The sequence below is a fragment of the Corallococcus sp. AB032C genome (assembly GCF_003668935.1).
In the GTDB taxonomy this organism is placed as follows: domain Bacteria; phylum Myxococcota; class Myxococcia; order Myxococcales; family Myxococcaceae; genus Corallococcus; species Corallococcus exiguus.
This window is the reverse complement of record NZ_RAWP01000011.1, coordinates 98,402-119,386: the sequence shown is the minus strand read 5'-3', so window position 1 is coordinate 119,386 and position 20,985 is coordinate 98,402. Positions and strand designations below refer to the sequence as shown.

General features: G+C 70.9%; 17 protein-coding genes. 9 read left to right on the top strand and 8 right to left on the bottom strand.

Annotation, left to right across the window (positions count from 1 at the left end):
- Positions 1–5 precede the first annotated feature (5 nt).
- Positions 6–1,130, top strand: a complete 1,125-nt coding sequence (locus D7X99_RS07250) for a hypothetical protein (protein ID WP_147476053.1) — start codon at positions 6–8, stop codon at positions 1,128–1,130.
- Between the two features lie 10 nt (positions 1,131–1,140).
- On the opposite strand, the gene D7X99_RS07245 is transcribed toward D7X99_RS07250, so the two are convergent.
- Both D7X99_RS07245 and D7X99_RS42705 read right to left on the bottom strand, forming a co-directional pair.
- Positions 1,141–3,609, bottom strand: a complete 2,469-nt coding sequence (locus tag D7X99_RS07245; RefSeq protein WP_147476052.1) for a hypothetical protein — start codon at positions 3,607–3,609, stop codon at positions 1,141–1,143.
- A gap of 169 nt (positions 3,610–3,778) precedes the next feature.
- Entirely contained in the window at positions 3,779–6,289 is a 2,511-nt protein-coding gene (locus D7X99_RS42705) for a hypothetical protein (RefSeq protein WP_158626944.1), read from the bottom strand.
- A 123-nt stretch (positions 6,290–6,412) separates the two neighbouring features.
- On the opposite strand from D7X99_RS42705, the gene D7X99_RS07230 reads away from it, so the two are divergent.
- Positions 6,413–7,504, top strand: coding sequence for an energy transducer TonB (locus D7X99_RS07230; RefSeq protein WP_158626943.1), 1,092 nt, complete (start codon positions 6,413–6,415; stop codon positions 7,502–7,504).
- On the opposite strand, the gene D7X99_RS07225 is transcribed toward D7X99_RS07230, so the two are convergent.
- The 3 genes from D7X99_RS07225 to D7X99_RS07215 form a co-directional block, all read right to left on the bottom strand.
- Positions 7,479–9,620 carry an FUSC family protein gene (locus tag D7X99_RS07225; RefSeq protein ID WP_121777102.1) on the bottom strand — a complete coding sequence of 714 codons (2,142 nt, stop codon included), beginning with the start codon at positions 9,618–9,620 and terminating at the stop codon, positions 7,479–7,481. The genes D7X99_RS07230 and D7X99_RS07225 overlap by 26 nt on opposite strands.
- A 169-nt stretch (positions 9,621–9,789) precedes the next feature.
- Complete coding sequence (locus tag D7X99_RS07220) at positions 9,790–10,869, bottom strand: hypothetical protein (protein ID WP_121777101.1); 1,080 nt, start codon at positions 10,867–10,869, stop codon at positions 9,790–9,792.
- A 134-nt stretch (positions 10,870–11,003) separates the two neighbouring features.
- Positions 11,004–11,564, bottom strand: coding sequence for a DUF2378 family protein (locus D7X99_RS07215; protein ID WP_120563545.1), 561 nt, complete (start codon positions 11,562–11,564; stop codon positions 11,004–11,006).
- A 231-nt stretch (positions 11,565–11,795) separates the two neighbouring features.
- Between D7X99_RS07215 and D7X99_RS07210 the strand changes: the two genes are divergently transcribed.
- From D7X99_RS07210 to D7X99_RS07200, 3 genes are all read left to right on the top strand, one after another.
- Positions 11,796–13,241 (top strand): hypothetical protein, encoded by a 1,446-nt coding sequence (locus tag D7X99_RS07210; RefSeq protein ID WP_121753445.1) that lies wholly within the window; start codon positions 11,796–11,798, stop codon positions 13,239–13,241.
- Between the two features lie 94 nt (positions 13,242–13,335).
- Entirely contained in the window at positions 13,336–14,199 is an 864-nt protein-coding gene (locus D7X99_RS07205; protein WP_121777100.1) for an ATP adenylyltransferase, read from the top strand.
- A gap of 114 nt (positions 14,200–14,313) precedes the next feature.
- On the top strand, positions 14,314–15,126 hold the full coding sequence (locus D7X99_RS07200) for an SAM-dependent methyltransferase (RefSeq protein ID WP_121777134.1): 813 nt from the start codon (positions 14,314–14,316) through the stop codon (positions 15,124–15,126).
- Here the strand turns inward: D7X99_RS07200 and D7X99_RS07195 are convergent.
- Together D7X99_RS07195 and D7X99_RS07190 are read right to left on the bottom strand one after the other, a co-directional pair.
- A complete protein-coding gene (locus D7X99_RS07195; protein ID WP_121777099.1) occupies positions 15,107–16,324 on the bottom strand; it encodes an MFS transporter in 1,218 nt (405 codons plus the stop codon). The two genes, D7X99_RS07200 and D7X99_RS07195, sit on opposite strands and share 20 nt — an antisense overlap.
- Before the next feature lie 13 nt (positions 16,325–16,337).
- On the bottom strand, positions 16,338–16,928 hold the full coding sequence (locus tag D7X99_RS07190) for a hypothetical protein (protein WP_121777098.1): 591 nt from the start codon (positions 16,926–16,928) through the stop codon (positions 16,338–16,340).
- Positions 16,929–17,074: 146 nt separating this feature from the next.
- Here D7X99_RS07190 and D7X99_RS07185 point away from each other — a divergent pair, with 146 nt between their 5' ends.
- The 4 genes from D7X99_RS07185 to D7X99_RS07170 all read left to right on the top strand — a co-directional run bounded on the left by D7X99_RS07185 (position 17,075) and on the right by D7X99_RS07170 (position 20,516).
- Complete coding sequence (locus D7X99_RS07185) at positions 17,075–17,587, top strand: sigma-70 family RNA polymerase sigma factor (protein WP_121777097.1); 513 nt, start codon at positions 17,075–17,077, stop codon at positions 17,585–17,587.
- The gene (locus D7X99_RS07180) at positions 17,580–18,299 is read left to right on the top strand and encodes a hypothetical protein (RefSeq protein ID WP_121777096.1); all 720 of its coding nucleotides are present in this window, start codon (positions 17,580–17,582) and stop codon (positions 18,297–18,299) included. The genes D7X99_RS07185 and D7X99_RS07180 overlap by 8 nt, the downstream gene beginning before the upstream one ends.
- Positions 18,296–19,921, top strand: coding sequence for a caspase family protein (locus D7X99_RS07175; protein WP_121777095.1), 1,626 nt, complete (start codon positions 18,296–18,298; stop codon positions 19,919–19,921). Before D7X99_RS07180 ends, D7X99_RS07175 begins: the two co-directional genes overlap by 4 nt.
- 85 nt (positions 19,922–20,006) lie before the next feature.
- Positions 20,007–20,516 (top strand): formylmethanofuran dehydrogenase subunit E family protein, encoded by a 510-nt coding sequence (locus D7X99_RS07170; RefSeq protein ID WP_121777094.1) that lies wholly within the window; start codon positions 20,007–20,009, stop codon positions 20,514–20,516.
- 12 nt (positions 20,517–20,528) lie between these two features.
- Here the strand turns inward: D7X99_RS07170 and D7X99_RS07165 are convergent, their stop codons facing one another.
- Positions 20,529–20,906, bottom strand: coding sequence for a DUF1304 domain-containing protein (locus D7X99_RS07165; protein ID WP_121777093.1), 378 nt, complete (start codon positions 20,904–20,906; stop codon positions 20,529–20,531).
- Between the last annotated feature and the right edge of the window lie 79 nt (positions 20,907–20,985).

Here is a 20,985-nt window from a genome sequence, read left to right as displayed (position 1 = left end):
GCGCCATGTCCTGGCGTCTGCTGTCCCACTTCCTGCTGTGCCTTTCAACGGGATGTGGCCACTACGGTCTTCCCCCGTCCACTGCGAGTCATGGTCACCTGTCGCTGGCCATGGATGCCTACCTGGACGACCCGAGCTCCTATGAGCGCCGCATCGCCCAGGGCACGAACTTCGGGTTCGTCACCACCGACGCGTTTGCTTCCTTGAAGGCCCCTTCCGTGGAGCTGGAGCCTGACCAGGCGCCCCGTGTCTTCGAAGAGGTCGTCCAGGTCCTGAAGGGAAATCCCTCCGACGCGGAGCTTCGCCGCGCCTTCGGGGAGCTGCGAGCCTCATGCGACGCGGACTACGAGAAGGCGTGCGTGTTCTTGAAGGAGCAGGTGCAGCCTTCGGTCATCCTTGAAGCCGCGGCGGTACGCCCCATGAAGCGGGAGCCGCGGTTCACCCACACCCAGTACGCGCTGATCATCCTCGGCTGCCGGCTGGATGTGGATGGCCGCCTGCGCGACTGTCAGGTCATCGAGAGTGGGCCGGAGCATGAAGCAGCGCACCTCATCGCGCAGCTCTCAGAGGACCGGTACAGGCCGTGGATGCTGGCGGGGCATCCGATGAGCCGCCCGTACACCGTCAACTTCCATCCCATCTACGGCAGCAACCGGAGCCCGGACCTGTCCACGGAGTTGAAGCTGGAGTGGGCCCGGAAGCGGGTGGGGTGGTCCCCTACGAGCACCTCGGCCTGGACCAACCTGGCCGCGCAGCTCGCCATCCATGCACCGGATCATCCGCACTATCCCCGGGTGCTGGCCCGGGCCTACGCGATGGCGCCCGAATACTGGTGGATCGCCACGGAGATGGCCTGGCAGCGCGTCCAGGCGGGCCAGCACTCCGACGCGCTGAAGGCACTGCGCCCCGCCATCCGCCGCTCTGCGCTGGGCGAGCACCCCAACCCCTACGTGCTGGAGACCGCCGCCGCCGCGCACTTCGGGCTGAACCAGTGCACCGAGGCGCTGGCGCAACAGCGCAAGGCCGTGGAGCTGCTGCCCGCGAAATGGCCCGCGCCGGAACGGGAACGCTTCGAGCGCAAGCTCCAGGATTACCAGTCCGCCTGCGCCACGTCTCCGGCCACTCCCTGAAGCACCGCGCTCAGGGAGTGAGCGGCCCGTCCTCCGGGAACTGACGCGCCCATCCAGGGGCGAGGTTGGCATTGGCCTTCAACGCCGCATCGCGGTCCGCGCGGGCCTGGGCAGAGCCTGGGTCCTTCGTGCGAAGGATTGCCGCGCGCAGCAGCAGGGCTTCGGGCCAGTTCGGGCGCTCCTTGAGCAACGCGTCCGCCAGCGCGAGCCCCTTGGACAGGAGTGGCTCCGAATCCTGCTTCGCGGCCTTTCGCACCACCGCCCACTCCCGGAACAGGTGCCCTTCCTCCAAACGCACCTCCCGGTTCAAGGGCTCCACCTTGAGGGCCTCCTCGTAGGACTTCTCCGCGTCGACGGACTCCTTCTCCGCCTTCTGCGGATCCGTGCGGGCCGAATGACGGGCACGCAGTCTGAACATCGTCCCGGTGGCTCGATGACGCAGGACGCGGTCCTGGCCAATCCGCTCAATCATGTCGAGGCTTTCCCACGGTCGCTTGAGCACGGGTTCGGGATCCTGGCCCTGTTCCAGTTGGTGGCGCGCCAGGACGTGGGAAACCTTCATGCGGCCTACGAACTGCTGATCCTTCCGGGTTTTGAAGTAGGGGCGCGCCTGGCTGTAGAGCGCGTCGGCCCGCTCCGCCTCCTCGGTGGGATCCGCTCCCCGCCACCAGGCATATTCCGCTCGCGCCGCGTGGACCGCCGCCTGCCCGAACTTGCTCAGGTCCAGCGAGGGCGCCATCTTCGCCGCCTGGGCCTGGGCTGCCTCCGCCTGCTGAAGCAGGGCGGTGGGGTCGCCTCCGTGCTCCCAGGTCTCCCTCGCATGCTCCAGGAGGACGAGCCCCAACTCGTGATGCAGGGTCGGATTGTGGGCCCCGTCGAGGAGGGCATTGCGGAGGTGGTGCGCGGCCTGCTCGAACCTCCATGGGGCCGTCTCGCCTTGGGCTCGCTTCCGCAAGGCGTGCGCCACTTCGGTGTGCGCCCACAGGAGCCACACCTCGGCTGCCTTCGTGCTGCCGCCACCCATCGCATGCCACACGGCCTTGTCTGCTGGCTCCAGGTCCTGGTCGACATCCTTCGCCGTGGGATTGGAAGCCCTGGCCAGGAGGAGCTCCCCCAGTTGGACCCAGTACGCGGCCACGCGCTTTTCGATCGCGACCGCGCTCCGCCAGGCTTCGATGGCCTGCTCCTGGTGCTTCCATCCGTTGGAGCCAACCCTCCAACTCCCGACCTGGAGGTCAGCCTCCGTCCAGAGCTGGAGGAGCCGGGCGCGCAGGAGGTGGAACCCGAGATCCCGTCCAGGCGGAGGAACGGCCTCCAGCAGATCCAGGGCCTCCTGGAGCTTGTAGAAGTCCACCGGGCTCTCCTTCAGGACCTTCTCGGTCTCCTGCACCATCACCCGGGTCCACTCCATGCGGCCACAAGCGCTCGCAGGCTCCAGCGTCAGTGCATGTTGCGCGGCTTCGACGGCCCTGCTGCGCAGGGAAAGGAAGCCTCCATAGGTGTTCGGTCGCTCGGCGAGCATGGTGAGGAAGCGCGCCTTTTCGCAGGCGAACCCCGCATGGCCGGGATCAATCCGGGTGGCCGCGTCCAGCGCAGCGAGCCCCGTCTGCGCCGGCCCTTGCTCCTCGTCGTCATCGATGGACAGGCGCAGCACGCTCTCTCCGTAGGCGGTACGCACGAGGTTCATCGCGGCGGCCTCGTAGCGTCCCAGGGCCAGGTGGGCTGGGGCGAAGCTCTCCGCCGTGGCCCTGGCATTCGTGAGCGCCTGGAATGAGGCCGTCATGTCCTCGCCCGACTCTTTCGTCCGCTGCTCCCTCCAGTGCCAGGCGGCGCGCAGCAGGAGAACGTCCGCGCGCATCAGCCGCGCTTCCACGAACCAGGGATGCTTCGTGTTCACGGCCTCCAGGAGCGCGAGCGCCGCGTCCAGGCGGTCTTCGTGCATCGCGACCAGCGCCGCGCCGTAGTCCGTTGACGGAGACTCCGCTCCCGCCGCTTGACGCAGCAGCGTGAGCACGGGTTCGCGGTACTTGCTTTCCGCGTCCTGCTCGCGCGCCTTCCGTTCATCCGCGTCGGGAGCGGCGATGGCTTCCAGCCGCAGCGCGCGGTAGCGCTCGCTCAGGAGTTGTGCCCGGACCCACGCCACGCGAGGGTCACGGAAGCCCGCGCTCCAGGCCGCCTCCAGCTGTGCGAGCGCTTCCGTTTCGCGACCCAGGGCCCGTTCCCCGCACCCGAGCGCGTAGTGTCCGGGCCCCTGGGCCTCCGCGCCTCCGAGGGCCATCTCCGTGGAGACGGTTTCCATCCAGCCGCGCAGCTCCGCCTGCTCCGCGCGCACGTCGTGCAGGCGGGCCATGCCCACCGAGCGGGCCCGGGCCTCGATGCGTTCCGCGGCGCTGATGAAGTGCGCGGCCCAGGTCGTGTCCCGCTGGGATTGCCTGTCCGCCGCGCAGGCCGTTGCCGCAATGATTAGCAGGACCTGCAAGGCCAGCACGCCGCTCCTGGACCTTCCAGAGGTGGCTTTGCTCGGGACGTCATTCAATGGCGCGGCTCCTGGTGCGTTCCGTGACGGGCCGGAACGTGTGCCATTCCAGGATACAAAGCCTTACGCGGTCATGGGCATTTTGCTTGCGCGACGCACTGAATCGCCACGCTCAAGGCACCTTGGGCATATCCTCGGGGAACTGACGCACCCATCCGGGCGCGAGGTTGGCATTGACCTTCAGCGCCGCATCGCGGTCCGCGCGGGCCTGGGCCGAGGCCGGATCCTTCGTGCGCAGGAGCGCCGCGCGAAGCAACAGGGCTTCGGGCCAGTTCGGGCGCTCCTTCACCAATGCGTCGGCCAGCGCGAGCCCCTTTGCCAGCAAGGGCTCCGCGTCCTGCCCCGCGGCCTTCATCGCCACCGCCCGGTACCGGTTCAACTCACCCATGGCCAGACGGGCCTCCTGACTCCGAGGTTGCTGCTCCAGGGCTTTGGTCAGGGCCGCTTGCGCGTTGTTGAAAAGCGTCTCCGCCTGACTGGCATCTGTCCGCGCCATCCACCGGGCCAGTACGAGGGAGTGCTCCCCCACGATTCGCAGGTAGGAGACCCGGTTGATCACGGTCAGTATGGCCATCAGGTCGATGGACTTCCTCTGTCGCTCAAGGGCGGGCTCGGGATCCCGGCCCTGCTCCAACTCGTAGCGCGCCTGGGTTTGAAGCACCTGCAGGAGGCCCAGGATGGCCTCCGTCTTCGTGGGTCCCTCGGGCATGGCTTGCGCGTAGAGGGCTTCGGCCTTGTCCACGTCAGGTGAGGGATCCTCTCCTCGCCGCCAGGCGTACTCCGCTCGGAGCGCGGCGACGTCCGCCCGCCCCTGCACTCCGGGGCCATGTCCGGAGTCCAGCTTCGTGGCTGCCGCCTGTGCCGCCTCCGCCGCGTCGAGCAGCTCCGCGGGATTGCCTCCATGTGCCCAACGCTCCTTCGCCTGCTCCAGGAGGATCCGCCCCAGGGCGTGATGCATGGACGATTCCTGGGGCTGCTGGGTGCGCCCGTCGCGGAGGCGTGCCCTGGCGGTCTCCCACGCCTTCCCAGACTTCTCACCCCGGGCCCGGCTTCGCAGGGCCTTCGCCATCTGGACGTGGGCTCCCAGCAGCCACAACCCGGGCGCCTTCGTGCGCAGGGTGCTTGCCTTGGCCCAGGCGGCTTCCGCCTGTTCCAGGTCCGCGGCGCCGTCCTCCATCAACGGGTCCATGCCCCGCTCCACGAGCAGCTCCCCGAACTGGATCCAGTACGCGGTGATGCGCGCTTCGAGCGCGAGGATGGTCCGCCAGACGTCGAGCGCCTGGTCGCGGTGCGCGCCGTGCCGGTCCCCGACCCGGGTATACCCCCAGTCGTTCTCGATGATCACCCAGAGTCCGAGGACCCGGGCGTGCAGGAGGTGGAACGCGAGGTCCCGCCCCGCTGGGGGAACGGCCTTCAACAGATCCTGCTCCTTGGGCATAACCGGGCCGTAACCTTCCTGCCTCGCCCTCTCCGCTCGGGACACCTGGGTCCGGATCCGTTCCATGTAGGCGCAGCGGCTGGTGGGGTCCCGGGCCAATATCGCGTCGGTGGTCTCGACCGTTTCGTTGAACAGATGGCCCTGGAAGTGATCCTTGCGACGCGGATGCTCCGCCAGGGCATTGAGCATTCGTGCCCGCTCACAGGGCGGTGCGGGGGCGGCGGGGTCCAGCCGGGACGCGATGTCCAGGGCGCCGAGCGCACTGCCCGCGGGCCCCAGACCCGCTTCGTAGGTCAACGGCACGGTGCCGGGCGGGTCGGTCCGGATGACGGCGATGACGGCGGCCTCGAAGCGCGCCTGCGCCAGGTATGCCTGCATCTGGCTCTCCGCCGTGGTCCTGGCCGCGGCGAGGGCCTCGCGGCCGTGCTCCAGCCGCGCCCGGGCCGCGCCCTCCTGTCCTTCCGCCCACAGCTGGGCGGCGCGGAGCAGCAGCACATCCGCGCGCAGCAGTGGCGCCTCGACGAACCAGGGATGCGAGGCGGCCATGGGCTCCAGCAGGGCGGCCGCCGCGTCCAGCCTGCCCTCATGAAAGGCGATGAGCGCCGCGAGGAGATCCGCCGACGGGGCCTCCTTCTCGCGGGCCTGACGGAGCAGGGCGAGCACCGGCTCGCGGTGCTGACGTTCCGTGTCCTGCTCGCGCACCCTCCGCTCCTCCGGATCCAGCACCGTCAACGCCGTGATGCGCTGCTCGCGGTAGCGCTGGCTGAGCGCCAGGGCCCGGGCCCACACCACCGAGGGCTCACGAAAGCCCGCGCCCCATGCGGCCTCCAGGTGCTCGATGGCCGCGTTCAGGTCGCCCAGGGCCAGCGCCCCCCGCCCGAGCGCGGCATGTCCAGGCCCCTGGGCCTCGGCGCCTCCGAGCGCCATCTCCTTGGACAACGTCGCCATCCAGCCGCGCGGCTCCGCCTGCTCCGCGCGCACATCGTGCAGCCGGGACAGGCCCACCGCGCGGGCCCGGGCCTCGATGCGCTCGGCCGCTTCGGTGAAGTGCGACGCCCAGGAGGTGTTCCGCTGGGTGAGCTTGTTCGAAGCGCACGCCGAGGCCAGGACGAGCACCAGGAGGGGCAACGCCCGCACGGTGTTCCGGGGCCAGCCAGGGGGCGCGGCGTTCGAGGCGTCTTTCAAGCAGACAGCTCCAGGTGTGCGTTCCGGAAGGAACCGATTTCAGGATACGCAGCTTCGCGGCGACACGGGTTGTTCACTGGGCCAATTCCGACGGCGCTGCCTCGCGGTCTAGAGTGCGGACCCATGCGTTGGAGCTGGCTGTTCCTGTCCCTGCTGCTTGGATTCACCGGATGTGCCCATTCGGGCGTCCCGACCCTGCCCGCGAGTCATGGCCATCTGATGTTCGCGATGGAGGCCTTCCAGTCGAAGAAGGGTCTCCCGGCGTCGGGGATGTGGGACGTCGCGATTGGGGGCGAGGAAGCGCCGCGGCCGCCGCTCGAACTGGAGCCAGCGCAGGCACCTCTCGTCTTCGAGGAGGCGGTCAGGACGCTGCGTGGCACCCCCGGCGAGGATGCAGCCCTCAGCGCATTCCGGAACATCGTGGCCGCGTGTGACGCAGGTCTCGCCGAAGCTTGCGGGTTCGCGTCCAAGGCGTTCACCCGTCCGGAGCCGGTCTCGCCAGCGGCCCTCACATATCCCGAGGCGTTGCTCAGGGAAGGTGCGTTCGCCTTCATGGTCTTCCAATGCCGCATCGGCGCGGATGGCCAGGTGCGTGACTGCAAGGTCGTGGAAGGGGCGCGGCTTCCCGGCGTCGAGCAGAACCTCGCGGCGATTCAGGCGGCTCGCTACCGTCCCGTGACCCTCTCGGGGCACCCCGTGAGTGTCGACTACACCTTCAACGTGCGCTTCGTTCCGCAGGGGATCACGTTGAACAGGCATCAAGAACTGGAATGGGCCCGGCTGCGGGTCCGCCAGAATCCCGAGAGCCGTTCGGCATGGCTCAACCTCGCTCTGGAGCTCGCGAAGCATGCTCCAGAGGATCCGCTCTATCTCCAGGCCGTCGCCCGCACCCACTTTCTGTCGCCCAGGAGCGGGTGGGCCGCCAGCGAGGCCGCGTGGCAGCTCGTGCAGTCAGGCCAGTATGCGCCGGCCCTCGGCGCGGTGCGTCCCTTCGTGCGACGCAGCCACAATCCCTATGTGCTGGAGACCGCCGCCGCCGCGCGGTTCGGGCTGAAGCAGTGCACCGCCGCACTGGCCGAACAACAGAAGGCCGTGGAGCTGCTGCCCGCGGAGTGGCCCGCGCCGGAACGGGAGCGCTTTCAGCGCAAGCTCCAGGACTACCAGTCCGCCTGCGCCCCGCCCAAGTCCGTCAGCGCAGCGACGGATCCTCGCTGATCCGCGCCACCGCGCCGTGCAGGATGCCCAGCTGCCGGGGCACGCGCTCCAGCAGCGCGCCCAGCACGGGGTCGTCACTGGTGCGTGGCAGCGCGAGGGCCGGCAGGGGCGGGGGCTCGCGCCGCTCCTGCAACGCGCTGGCGAGCAGCTCCAGGCTGTCGCTGGCCCGCTGCGCCAACTGCTGCGGCAGCACCGTGGAGGTCCTCCCATCGAAGCGCCCCGTGCCCAGCGCCGTCACCGCCAGCGCGAACCTGCGCGCGTAGGTGAGCAGCGCCATGCCCGGCTCCAGGTGCCCGGGCGGGCCCCGGTACTCCGTCATCAGCCGCTGGAAGGATGACTCCGCCTCCAGCAGCGCCTGGTCCAGGAGGCGGCGCTCCTCGTTCACCGCGGGCTCCGTGCCGCTGCGGTGGGTGACCAGTTGTTGCAGGTACTTCCCGTCCGCGCGCAGGGCGGAGGCCGCCGCGTCCGGGAAGCGGCGGCGCTCCGGGCTGGGCCACAGCGTCCAGGAGCCCACCAGCGCCAGCGCCCCCGCGATGAGCACGCCCAGCGAGCGCTGCGACGCCACCGTCCAGTCCCCGGAGCTGAGCGTGGCCATCAAGAGATAGTCCGGCGTGAGCAGGACCTGGAACGCGCCGAAGTTCAGCGGCAGCAGCGCCACGGAGATGGCCGTCAGCACGCTGATGACGCCAATCATCATCGGCGGCGTGTGCACCGTGGTCGCGATGAGCGCCGCCAGGCTCGCGCCCACCAGCGTCCCCAGCGTGCGCTGGAGTACGCGCTCCTCCGTGCTGCCCGCGTAGGGCTGGAGGATGGAGATGACCACGAGGCTCACCCAGTGCGCGTCGCCCACCTGCAATGCCCGCGTCAGCCCCAGCGCCGCCGTGGCCACCATCCCCGTGCGCAGCGCGTGCCGCAGCACCACCGAGTCCGCGTGCAGGTGGTCGCGAATCGGCCGCCACAGGGAGAACCCCGGCGCCTGTCTGGGACCGCCCACCGTGCCCCTGCCTCGCGCCGACACCGGGTCTCCGAAGAGCAGGCCCGACGCCGTCTCGTGCGCCACGCCCGCGTGCTCGCGCAGCCGGTCCAGCAGCGTGGCGACGTGCGTGGACAGCGGCCCCTCCGCGCTCCGCCGCACCGGTGGCACGGCCATCCTCGTGGGCTGCCGGCGACGGGGTCTCAGCGCCAGCCGGGGCGGCTCGCGCATGCCCTCGTTGCGCTCCTGTCGCAGCGCTCGCGATACCCATTGGTCCATCGCGCCGAAGGCCTCGCACAGCTTGATGACCCGTTCGCGCGTGGCGTGCATGTGCGGGTCGCGCCCCACCACTTGCATGGCTTCAGCCAGCGCGCTGAGCAGCGCCACCATGGGCTCCACCAGCTCCACCAGCACCAGCAGGTGTTCGCCGCGCCGGGACTCGTCCGGCCTCCCGCGCCGCGTGGCCGCGAGCACGTCGCGTGCCCGTTCGAGGTCTGGGCGGATCCGCGCGTGGCGCTTCAGCCCCGCGGCCCACGACTCGGCCGTGGCGCCCTCCCGCGTGGCCCTCCCCAGGTCCTCCGCCGCGATCGCGAGCCCCGCGTACACCTGCGCCACCGCCCGGCGCGCGGGGCGATAGGGCCTGAGCGGCCACAGCAGCAGTGACAGCGCCATCGCCCACAGCCCGCCCAGCAGCAGCGCCGCGCCTCGCAGCAATGCCTCTCGCGGCGATGCGGTGGGCGCGCCCAGCGACACGACGAAGATGACGGCGAGCTGCCCTCCCACGGAGCCCGCTGTCTCGCCGTAGCAGCGCGCGAAGTTCGCCGCCGTGACGCCCAGGAGCAGCAGCGTGGCGTCCATCCAGTACGTGTGGCCCGCGGGCGCGGCGAGCAGGCCGACCAGCGCCCCCAGCACCGTCACCACTCCCATGACGCGCGCCCGCACGCGGTAGGAACCGCCCTTGTCCGCGAGCGTGACGAGCAGCCCCGTGAGGCCCGCCCAGCCGGCCTGGGGCACGGTGGTCAGGAAGGACAGACACAGGGGCAGGGCGGTGGCGACGGCGGCCCGGATGCCCGCCCACAGGGCCGGTCTTCCGGGGTCCACCCGGAGGAGCGACTGGAGGTGTCTCCGCAGTCGGTGGCGCATGGGTTTCAGGGGAGCGGCGGGCCGTCACCCCAGAGGGTGGCCACGGCCGTCCCCATCCACAGGCGGGGGAAGGTCCTCCCCCTCAAGGCCTGGGCGCCACCCGGGCAGTGCCTCGGGCCCCGTCCCATAAGCCCCTCCCTCCCCGAAGGCGGAGGCGGGTGGCCCGGCGTCAGCCCGTTCCCAGGGCCGGCGCATCCTCGTCGGGTGCGCCTTCCGCTTCGAGCGCGGTGCCGTCCCAGGGGATGTAGCGCACGCCCGGCATCTGCTCCGGGCCGTGGAACTCCAGCGCGCCCACGGTGGAGGTCAGCTTCCCGGTGGGCTTCCACGCCGCGAAGGGGTGGGGCCGGGAGAAGAGCTGCACCTCGCAGCGGGCCACATCGCTCTGGGCCACCATCACGTCCCAGCCCGTGGGGTCGCGGTACGCGTAGCCCACCAGCGTGCGCGGGTCGCACCACGCACGGCCCTCCACGGCCACGGTGGCGGACGCGGCGCGGAAGGACAGCTCGCCGGACGCGGGCGAAGTCACGCGCGACAAGAGCACGTGGGGCATTTCATGGAACGTGTGCTCGGCGTCTCGCGTGCGCAGGTAGATGGGCGACAGCCGCGGGTGGCCCCGCTTGCGCTTCGCGCGCACCGCCATGATCTCCAGCCGCGCGTCCGGGTCCTCGGAGAAGCGCGGGCAATACAGCCACGTCAGCTCCTCCAACCGCCGGTGGCCCCACAGGTGCTTCTGCAGGCCGGGCGCGCCCTTCACGTCGATGCGCTCGCCGTCCACCGTCACCGTGCCTTCGAAGAGGACGTCGTCGTGCACGTGGGCCACCTGCGTGGGCAGGGGCAACAGCGCGGTGCCTCGCGGCTCGCGGCGCACGGGCTCGGGGTGTCCGCCCTGGAAGCGCAGGTCCCACGCGATGGAGTGCCCGCCGCTGGCCACCTGGCCGTGGACGTGGCCGGGCGTCAGCTCCGAGTCCGCGATGCGCACGCCGCCGTTCGGCAGCGCCGTGAACGCGGAGGCCGGATGGATGGCCTTGAGCGCCACCGCGGGCCGGTCCTGGGACGCGCAGTCGAACGCCGCCGCCCACAGGGTGGCGCGAGGCTCGCCGCCGCTTCCCGGCGCGGGCGTGAACAGCGTGTAGCGCAACCACCAGGCGCGGTCTCCGCCCGGGTCGAGCACCACCAGGAACCAGATTTCGAAGAACCCCTGCTGATGACCGTTCCAGCGCGGCAGGTTGGCGCGCTTGCGCGACGGCATTTGGATGAATCCCCCTCTTCGCGCGGCGTTCACGGCCCCGACGCCGCGCGCAGACCCTCACGCTGGCAGATGGGGCCCGGTGCGAGCAAGGGGCCCCGGGGTCGCGGATCCGCGAGCAGGGGGACGCTGGTGACTCAGGCTCCCGGAGCGCCCCAGGACACGCGGTACGTGACGCTGTCGTCGTCGAACTGGACCACGTCCACCTGCGTGGCCGGGCCGCTGGCGGCGCGCACCGTGGCCAGCATCACGCCTTGCTTGAAGTAGCGCAGCAGGCCGGGCTCGTTGAGCCACAGGTCCGCCTCGCGCTCGCCGCGCTCGGTGATGCGCACCTCGGTGTAGTTGTTGCCGGTGCGGAAGCTGTGCTGCGTGCGCAGGAGCATCCGCTTGGGCCCGATGAGCCGCAGCACGCCCAGCAGCGCCCGGCCCACCATCGTGTCGCGGTAGCCGTCGATCATCCGCTCGCCGAGCATCCGCCACGCCACCGGATCCGGCTGCTCCGGGTGCAGCGTCTTCGCCGTCAGCGCCACGCAGCGCGTCCACGTGTCCAGCGAGTACGCGGGCTGCAGGGGCCGGTCCAGGTCCAGGCCCTCCTTGCGCAGCTGCTCCTTGAGGGCAAAGGGCACCTTCCCGGAAAGTCCCCGGACGAAGAGTCCTTCGACGATGGTCGGGAATACGAGTTTCTCGGCGGTGGCCATGGGGGCCATTCCGCCCAGCACCGCGCGTTCTGGTCAAGACCTACCGCCCGGGCGACGTCCAACGCCCGAAAGCGCGGTCATCCTCCAGGGCCATTCCACCCGTTCCCGCACCCGTGAAACATCACGTGTATCCGCGAAATTCACGCAAGGTGCGTAAACACTCCCAGCCCTCGCGGGGAGCGTCCATCTGGTAGCGTCCGGGCGCCCTGGCTCCCCCTGGCTGACCTCCCGATGACGTCCCGTGTCCTGACGTGCCTGCTGCTGTCCGTGCTGTGCGCGCTCCCGGCCCTGGGCGCCCGGCCGGTGCCCGCGCCGGCCGCGGACGGCATGGCGATGCTCCAGCGGGTGGATACGGCGCGGGTCCAGGGCAGCCCCAGCACGCTGCGCACGGAGCTGGACGCGCAGCAGGCGAAGGCTCCCAAGGACCCCATGCCCCGGGTGTACCGGGCCTTCCTCGCGCTGCCCTCGGACGAGAGCTTCGCCGAGTTCAAGGCGCTGGCGGTGGTGTACCCGGAGAACCCGTGGCCGCACGTGGGGATGGGGCTCGTCTACGTGCGCTGGGGCATGTTGAAGGACGCTGCCGCGCCGCTGGAGACCGCGCGCAAGGCGGTGCCCGGCTTCGCGCCCGCGCTCTGGGCGGACGGACTGCGGCTCCAGGCGGAGGGCAAGCCCGCGGAGGCGGAAGCCCGGCTGCGTGAGGCGCTGACGAAGCTGGACATCCCGCGCTTCCGCACGGACCTGGCGCTGCTCCTGGCGGGCCGGCCGGGAGCCGCGGCGGAGGCGCGCGCGTTGCTGGTCCGCTCGGTGAAGGACTGGCCCGAGCAGCCGGAGGCGCTCCAGGTGTTGTCGCGACTGGCGCGCGAGGCCGGAGACGCGAAGGCGGGCGCGGAGGCCGGCGCGCTGCTCGTCGCGCTCCAGCCGCATGACCGCGAGGCGCACCGGCGGCAGGCGGAGGCGTGGCTCGCCGCGGGTGACAAGGCGCAGGCGGTGAAGATGCTGGAGCGCTACTCGACGCTCGGGGGCGCGGAGCCCGCGGTGCTCTCCACGTGGGTGAAGCTCGCCGTGGAGCTCGACCGCCCGGAGGACGAGGCGAAGGCCCTGGTGCGCCTGGCCGCGGCGACGCCCAAGGATCCCGAACCGCTCCTACGGCTGGCGACGCTGGCGGAAGCGAAACAGGACGTGGCCGCCACGGAAGCGCGGTTGGATCAGGCGGCGGCGCTGGCCCCGGAGCGCGCGGACATCCAGGTGCGGAGGGCGCGGCTGTTGCTCAAGCTGGAGCGCTACTTCGAAGCCATGGCGGCGTACCGCGCGGCGCTTGCCGCTCCGGAGCGGCCGGTGCCCGAGGCGGCGGAGGAGGCCGCGCAGCTGACCAAGAAGCTGCACCTGCCCGCTTCGCCCGCGAAGGGCACGGTGGAGCAGATCTACGACCGGGTGTCGCTGGGGCTGGTGGCGCTGTACCTGGAGCACCTGATGGAGAAGCCGGACCTCAAGGGCAACCTGAAGGTGCGCGTGGACCTGGACCCCACGGGGAAGGCCACGAACGTGGTGGTTCTCTACGACAGCCTCCAGGACGTGCTCATCACCCACAGCGCACACGTGGCCTTCATGGACGCCCAGTACCCGCCCGGCAGCGAGCCGCAGGTGTACCAGTACGTCTTCCGTCCTCCTCCGCGCTGAGGCGGACATCCGGAGCGTTCTCCCACCGGAAGCCGGTTGACGCTTGGGTCAGCGGACGGCACAGACTGGAAGGTCTCGCGCCAGGAGCCCGCCCGTGAACGCCACACCGCTGACGCCCGCCGCCCTGTGGCCCCGCACGCTGGATGTCACCCGCCACGCGTTGGAGACCGGGGCGCTCCAGCCCATCGCCACGGAAGCGCGCACGGTGCCGGCCGCGAGCACGGAGTTCCAGGTGCGCGTGCTGGGGCGGGTGGCGCTCAAGGAGCGCAAGCGTCCGGCGCCGTCTGGCTCGGAGCCGTTCAACCCGTTCGCGAACCCGGAGCCGGACCTGGTGCTGGGGGACGTGGCGCCCGCGCACGTGTGTCTGCTCAACAAGTTCAACGTCGTGGAGCACCACCTGCTGCTGGTGACGCGGGCCTTCGAGTCGCAGGACGCGCTGCTGACGCCCGCGGACTTCGACGCGCTCTCCACGTGCCTGGAGGGGCTGGACGGGCTGGCCTTCTACAACGCGGGGGAGACGGCCGGCGCCAGCCAGCGCCACAAGCACCTGCAGCTGGTGCCGCCGCTGGGGCCAGACCGCCTGCGCGCGCCCGTGGAGGCGCTGTTCCCCGTGCTGCCGGGGCCGGGCCGCGTGGTGGCCGCGGAGTCACTGCCGTTCGCGCACCTGCTGGCGGGCCTGGGGCCGTGGGGCGCGCCGGGGCAGGGCGCGCGGATGCTGGCGGCGTACCGGCTCCTGCGGGACGGGCTGGGCCTGGCGGAGCACGCGCCGTACAACCTGCTCGTCACCCGGGACTGGATGCTGCTCGTGCCTCGGAGCCGCGCGGAGCACCTGGGCGTCAACGTCAACGCGCTGGGCTTCGCGGGGTCGCTGCTGGTGCGCACGCCCGAGCAGTTCGACGCGGTCGCCGCGCTGGGGCCGCTGGAATTGCTGCGCCAGGTCGCGGGCGTCGCTCCGTAGGAAGTGTGCAACCGCGCGAGCGGACCGGCACAATGCCCGGGCAGCAGGCTCACCCGTCGACGAGGGCAGTCGCACGACGCGGGCGGGGGGCCCGAACCGGATGGAGCGATGACCATGGATGTGAACGAGCTGGCCCGCGTGCCGGGCGTGAATCCCCAGGTTCCCGACGCGGCACGCATCTACGACTACACGCTGGGCGGCACGCACAACTTCGACGCGGACCGGCAGGCGGCGGAGTACATGTTCTCGCTGTTGCCCTCCACGCGGAAGTGGGTGCGGATGCTGCGCGCGTGCCTCCAGGTCGCGGCGAAGCGGCTGTCCACGGAGGGCTTCACGCACTGGGTGGACTTCGCGTCCGGCCTGCCCACCAACGACCACGTGCACGGCGTGCTGCCGCCGGGCGTGAAGGTGCTGTACTCGGACATCAACCCGCTGACGATGGCGCAGGCTCGCGTGCTGTTGGGGAACGACCCGCGCGTGCGCTACCTGGAGTGCGACATCCGCCAGGCGAGGTCCTTCCTGGAGCGCCCGGACGTGCGCGACTTCCTGGGCGGCGAGCGCAAGGTGGCCCTGGGCGCCAACGGCATCACCGTGTTCCTCAAGGCGGAGGAGAACCGGAAGTTCTTCCGCGACCTCTACGACTGGGCCGCGCCGGGCTCCCGGCTCTTCACCACGTTCGAGACGAAGGACCCCGCGAAGACGACGCCCCAGTGGGAGCAGTTCGTGGGCATGTTCCAGAAGATGGGGGAGAGCTTCGAGCTGTTCTCCCTGCCGGAGTACCTGGAGCTCTGCAAGCCGTGGACGCCGGGCCCCGGTGGCGTGCAGACCGTGAGCCGGTTCCTGGGGCTGCCGGACGACTCCATCACCGAGGAGGACCGGCAGGGCGTGGGCATCGAGTTCTACGCCGTCATCCTGGAGAAGAAGTAGCCGCCGCCTTCGCGCGGTAGCGCAGTCCGATGAGCGCCGCGACGAAGCCCGCCGCGGCGCCCACGCCCAACGCCTGGCGGGGACCGAACGTGTCCGCGACCCACCCGACGATGGGCGCACCCAGCGGCGTGCCGCCCAGCGCGATGGCCAGGAGGATGGCGAGCACGCGCCCGCGCATGGACGGGTCGGTGGACAGCTGCACCAGGCTGTTCGCGGTGGTGGTGAAGGTCTGCGCGGACACGCCGATGACGACGAGCGTGACGGCGAAGAGGGCATAGACGGGCATCAGCGCCGCGAGCGTGAGCCCCGCTCCGAAGACCGCGGCCCCCGTCACCAGCAGGCCGATGCGAGGCTGCGCGCGCCGGGCGGAGAGCAGCGCGCCCGTCACCGAGCCGATGGCCATGATGGACGTGAGGAGCCCGTAACCGCTGGCGCCCTGGCCGAAGACGCGCACGGCCATGGTGGAGATGAAGATGGGGAAGTTGAGGCCGAAGGTGCCGATGAGGAAGAACATGGTCAGCACCGCCACCAGGTCGGGCCGCTTCCCGACGTAGACGAAGCCCTCCATCAGGCCCCCACGCGTGTGGAGCGCCCGGTCCCTCACGTGCAGTTCATGCACGCGAAGCATGCTCAGCGAGCAGAGCACGGCGCCGAACGAGGCCGCGTTGAGGACGAACATCCACCCGGAGCCCACGGCGGAGATGAGCAGCCCCGCGATGGCAGGACCGAGCATGCGCGCGGCGTGGAACGAGGTGGAGTTGAGCGCCACGGCGTTGGCGAGGTCCTCCTCGCCCACCAGCTCCGATACGAACGTCTGGCGCGCGGGGGCATCGAACGCGGTGACGCACCCCAGGAGGAACGCGAACACGTCCACGTGCCACAGCCGGATGTGTCCGGAGAGCGTGAGCAGCCCCAGTCCCAGCGCCAGGGCGCCCAGGGCCGCCTGCGTGGCGAACAGGAGCTTGCGCCGGTCAAAGTGATCCGCCGCGAAGCCCGTCAGGGGAAGGAACAACAGCGGCGGCGCGAACTGGAGCGCCATGACCACGCCCACGGCCGTGGCGTTGTTGTGGGTGAGCTGGGTGAGGACGAGCCAGTCCTGGGCGGTGCGCTGCATCCACGTGCCCACGTTGGACACGAGCGCTCCGGCCGCCCACGTCCGGTAGTTGTAGCCGCGCAGCGAATGGAAGGTGCCCTTCATCCCGCGGGAGACCTTATCCGCATGACTCCCCGTTGAGTGCGCAGCGGCCGGACGCGCAGGGCGTGAAGGAAGCGCTGGAGCAGCCCGTGGCCTCGCAGCGGCAGGTGGTGACCCGGCGGGTGGACGGGTCGCAGCACGGCTCGTAGTTCACCACCGGTGGGGTGCCCGCGTCGGTGCCGGCGTCCACGCCCGCGTCGGTGCTGGTGCCCGCGTCGGTGCTGGTGCCCGCGTCGGTGCTGACGCCGCCGTCTTCGATGATGACGCCGCCGTCTTCGATAATGACGCCGCCGTCCTCGATGATGACGCCGCCGTCGGTGCTGGTGCCCGCGTCGACGCCGGCGCCTCCGTCAACGCTCGTGCCGCCGTCCTGGCTGCCATGGAGGGTCTCGCAGCTGTCCCGGAGCGACGGCGTGCAGGTGCCGGCCGAGCACGCCTGGAAGCGGATCTCACAGCCGTTGGAGTCCTCGCAGAGACAGGTGTCCACCTGGTTGCGGACGCAGCAGACGGCCCAGGACTCTTCGCCTGGTTCGTCCGGGTCCTCGTAGAGCGGGTCGAAGCAGGCGCCCAGGAGCGCGACGAGGATGGCGATGGCGAGTCGTTTCACGGCGGTTGGGACACCCGGTGCGGCCGGCCTGGGACATGCCGCCGGGGTACGACTATTATCCCACAGCCCATCGCGGATGCGATGCGATGTCCCAGGCCGCCGGGGCCGGGTGTCTCAAGGACGAAAAGGAAGGTCGGACCCATCGGATGGCGAGCGGGCTCGGTGCGGAGGAGCTCAGGGAGCTCTACGAGCGCTTCGCGCCCGTGGTGCACCGTCGCGCGCTCGCGCTGCTGGGACGCGATGCCGATGCCTGGGACATCGTCCAGGAGGTCTTCGAGCGCATGTTGACGGCTGGCGCGCGGTTCCGACGGGAGGCCCGTCCCATGACGTACGTGTACCGCGTCACCACCAACCTGTGTCTCAACGCGCTGCGCTCGCGCCAGCTGCGGGAGCCGGTGCTCCTGGAGGCGCCGGAGGCCGCGGCGCTCACGCCCAGCCAGTGGGAGGCCGCGGACTTCATCCGCCACCTCGTGGGGCGGATGGGCGAGCGCGAGCTGGAAGTGGCCACGCTGCACTTCTTCGACGGGCTGACCCAGGAGGAGATCGCCGGGATGCTGGACGTGTCGCGAAAGACCATCGTCCGCGACCTGGACTCCATCCGGAAGAAGGCGGCGGAGCTGGGGCGGCTGCCGGACGCGTTGGAGGCGGAGCGTGGCTGAGCATCTGACACGGCTGGAGCTGGACGAGTGGCTGTCGGGGCTGGATGCCTCGGGTCGCGCGGAGCGGCACGTGGCCGCCTGCCCGGCCTGCGGGATGAGCGCCGAGCGGATGCGGCAGGCACGCGCGTCGAGCCTGGCACAGCCGCGCGCGAAGGCGGTGCTGGCGAGGTTGGAGGAGCAGCGCGCCCGGTCCGCGAGGCCCTGGTGGAGCTGGGGCGTGCCGCTGGTGACCGCGCTGGCGGTGGGGCTCGCGCTGGTCGTCTACGTGCCGCGAGGCGCGGAGGACGGCGTGCGGCTGAAGGGGACCGTGGCGCTGCGGCTGCTGTCCGTGCAGGGCACGCCGGTGCAGGACGCGAGGCCCGGCGAGCAGGTGACGCTGGCGGTGGGCACGGGGCCGTACCGGAACGTGCTGGTGCTCGCGGTGGATGAAGCGGGCGCGGTGGATCCGCTCTGGCCGAGGGAAGGCCAGACGAGCGGCACGGTGGAGCCGGGGGCGGAGGTCCGGTTGTTCCCCGCGTTGGAAGTGACGCCGGGGTCGGTGGCGTTGCATGCGTTCTTCTCGGATGCGCCGCTGGACGTGGCTCAGGCGCGCGAGGCGCTCACGGCGCGCGTCGCGGAGGCACGCGGGAAGGGGCAGGGCCCGCTGGAGGTGGCGACGCCGGATGCCATCGGGAAGGCGCAGGCGCGCACGCTGCTGAGGGTCGTGCCGTGAGCCGCGCGTTGGGCCTGGGCGTTCGGGTGTTCGCGGTATCGCTCCCGCTCCGGAGTGAGGCGGAGGCGCTGCGCCGCTGGGCTCTGGGCGTGTGTGGGCGGCTGCTCGCGGTGCTGTTGATGGTGCTGGGACCGCTTCCGGGCGTCGCCGCGGAGGAAGCGCCGCGCCGCTGGGCGCTGGTCGTGGGAGAGAACCAGGGCCTGGCCAACGAGGAGCGGCTGCGCTTCGCGGAGACGGACGCGCAGCGGATGCGCGAGGTGCTCCAGGAAGTGGGCACCGTGTCGCCAGAGCGCACGATGACGCTGCTGGGCACGGATGCCGCGAAGCTGCGCGAAGCCCTGGCGCGCTTCCGGGCGCGGCTGGCCGTGGAAGCCTCGCCGAGGGATTGGCTCCTGCTCTACGTGTCGTCGCACGCGGGAGATGGCAGCCTGCACCTGCGCGGCACCGAGCTGCCGATGCGCGAGCTGGTGGACTTCCTCAAGGGCGCGCCGGTGGGCGTGGGGTTGCTCATCCTGGACTCGTGCCGCTCCGGTGTCGCCACGCGATTGAAGGGCTTGAAGCCTGTGGCGGCGCCCATCACGATGGAGGCCTCGGACCTGGAGGGCCGGGTCGTCATCAGCGCGTCTGGCGCGGATGAGTACGCGCAGGAGTCGGATGCGTTGCAGGGCTCCTTCTTCACGCACCACCTGGCGGTGGGGTTGCGCGGAGCGGCCGATGCTTCGCGAGATGGTCGCGTCACGCTGGAAGAGGCCTACCGCTACGCCTACGCGAGGACGCTGGAGTCCACGCTCGTCTCACCGGGAGGCATGCAACGCCCTACGTTTCGCATGGACCTGAGCGGCCGCGGAGAGTTGATCCTCTCCGAGCCCCAGCGCGCACGAGGCCGCCTGACGCTCGACGTGAAGGCCCCGGGGCGCTGGCTTGTCATGGCGTCGGAGAGTGGCGCGCTGGTGGCGGAGCTGGAGAAGGGCGAGGGCCCCACGACGCTGGCCGTGGCGCCCGGCGCGTACCGGCTGCTGCTGCGAGCAGAGGACGGATACCTGGAGCGGTCGGTGAGGGTGCCGCTCGACGGAACCGTGTCGGTGGGTGGCGAGCCCCTGGAGCAGGCCGCGAGGATGAGGCTCGCGCGAAAGGGTGGCGCGGGGTCGGCGCTGCTGGTCGCGGTAGGGCCATCGCTGACGTCGGGCATCGTGTCGGGCCTGTCGTCGCTCGCGGGCCTGGACGTGCGCCTGGTGCGCGAAGGGCGGCTGCTCCCGGGCGTGGACACATCAGGCCTGGGGCTCGCGGTGCGGAGGGGGACGGGCAGCAGGGTGTCCTTTCAGCAGACGGAGCTGGAGTTGAGGCTGGGCGCGGGGCCGCACTGGAAGCTCGGAGCCTGGACGTTCAGCGGCGCGCTGGAGGCCGGGGCACTGGCCGTCTTCCAGTCGCGCATCCCGGACGAAGATGCGCGCTTCGGGCTGGAGCCTCTGGGGCTCGTCACCGGGGGCGTGCGGCTGGACGTGCGAAGCCGCCTGTCGATGCTGCTGAGCGCCTCCGCCGGAGGCGTCATGGCGAAGCGAGACTCCGGCACGGCACTGGTGCCCAGGGCCTCCGCGTCACTGATGGTCGGCTACGCGCTCTGAGCAGACGGTATGGCCGGAGCCATGTGTCGCCATGGCTCGCCGCTTGCGGGTAGAACGCTCCGTCTGTCTTTCACCGGAGCCACCGATGACCCTGCGCCGCCACTTTCTGCTCACCGTCACGCTGGGCCTCACCCTGGGCTGCGCGGGCGCAAAGCCCACCGTGCCCGCACCCGCTGAACCGGGCGCGCTGGAACGGGTGGCGCTGGTGCATGGTGGCGCGGGGCCGTGGGCGGTCGCGGGCTACCGGATGGGCGATTACGCGCTCCGGCAGCTGGGCCTGCCCCGGGGCAGCTTCAAGCTGGAGGTCGTCCATCACAGCCCGGCGAAGGTCCAATACACCTGCGTCGCGGACGGCGCGGCGGCGGCCACCGGCGCCAGCCTGGGCAAGCTCAACCTGTCGCTGGAGACCACACCCTCGCCGGAGGACGTCGCGACCACGTTCCGCAACCGCGACACCGGCCAGGCTCTCACTCTGCGCCCGTCCGCCAGCTTCGTGCAGCGCTTCCGGGACGTCCCGCGCGAGAAGCTGGGCGAAGCGGGCCGGACCGTCCTCACCCTTCCAGACGCCGACGTCTTCGAGACCGTCACGCCCTGAGCGCAACGCCCCTCAGAAGACGACGAGCGAGATGGCCAGCGCCGGAAGCCCGCCCTGGACGATGCTGGCCACGAGGAATTTCCGGTTGCTGCTCACCAGCACCACCGCCGCCGCCAGCATGCACCCGCAGCCGAACACCACCGCCGCCACGCCCGACGCCACCGCGCCCGAGTGCACCAGCGCCACGCCCACCAGCACGCCCACGGCGAGGAACAGGTTGTAGAAGCCCTGGTTGAGCGCCATCGGCTTCACCACGTCCGCGTCCGCCTGCGACTTCAGCCCGAAGCGCTTCCACACCTTCGGCTGCGAGAAGACGATGCTCTCCATCACGAAGAACAACACGTGGATGAGCGCGGCGATGACCGCGAAGACCTGTGCCAGTGGCGACATGATGACTCCCCCTCCGGGGTTGGGATATTCTGAACCAGTCAGTTCCGAATTCATATTGAAACGGTCAGTTCAGAATTGT